Source organism: Azospirillum isscasi, assembly GCF_030849505.1.
Taxonomy (GTDB): domain Bacteria; phylum Pseudomonadota; class Alphaproteobacteria; order Azospirillales; family Azospirillaceae; genus Azospirillum; species Azospirillum isscasi.
Genome location: NZ_JAUJFI010000373.1, coordinates 1 through 836 on the forward strand (window position 1 = coordinate 1; position 836 = coordinate 836).

Sequence of the window (836 nt, forward strand, 5' to 3'; positions counted from 1 at the left end):
ACGATGCCGCGGCGGAAGACCAGCACGCAGACCACGAAGATCGCGCCGATCACCACCGGGACCGGCATGCTGGTGGCCGCCAGATAGCTTTCCAGCGTGACGACGATGGCCGCCCCCACCACCGGGCCGAGCAGCGTGCCCATGCCGCCGAGCAGGGTCATCAGCACCACCTCGCCGGACATCTGCCACGTCACGTCGGTCAGCGAGGCGAGCTGGAAGACCAGCGCCTTGGTCCCGCCGGCCAGCCCGGCGAGGCTCGCCGACAGCACGAAGGCCAGCAGCTTGTAGCGCTCCGTCCGGTAGCCCAGCGACACGGCGCGCGGCTCGTTCTCGCGGATCGCCTTCAGCACCTGGCCGAAGGGCGAATGCACCGTCCGCCAGACCACCGCGAAGCCGGCCAGGAACACCGCCAGCACGAAGTAATACATGCTCAGCGAGTTGTTCAGGTCGATCACCCCGAACAGGTGCCCGCGCGGCACGGCCTGGATGCCGTCCTCGCCGCCCGTGAACTTGAGCTGGAGCGCCATGAAGAAGACCATCTGCGACAGCGCCAGCGTGATCATGGCGAAGTAGATGCCCTGCCGCCGGATCGCCAGCGCCCCGAAGGCGAGGCCCAGCAGGGCGGAGAAGCCCATGCCGAGCAGGATGCTGGCCTCCGGCCCCAGCCCCCAGACCTTGGCGGAATGGGCGGTGATGTAGGCCGCCCCGCCGAAGAAGGCGGCGTGGCCGAAGCTGAGCAGGCCGGCGAAGCCGATCAGCAGGTTGAAGGCGCAGGCGAACAGCGCGAAGCACAGCACCTTCATCACGAAGACGGGGTACAGCACGTAGGGCGCGGC

Annotated in this window: 1 protein-coding gene; it reads right to left on the reverse strand. The window is 68.7% G+C overall.

Annotation, left to right across the window (positions count from 1 at the left end):
- The coding region (locus QSG27_RS29065) for a branched-chain amino acid ABC transporter permease (protein ID WP_306712345.1) at window positions 1–836 on the reverse strand (836 nt) is incomplete at both ends.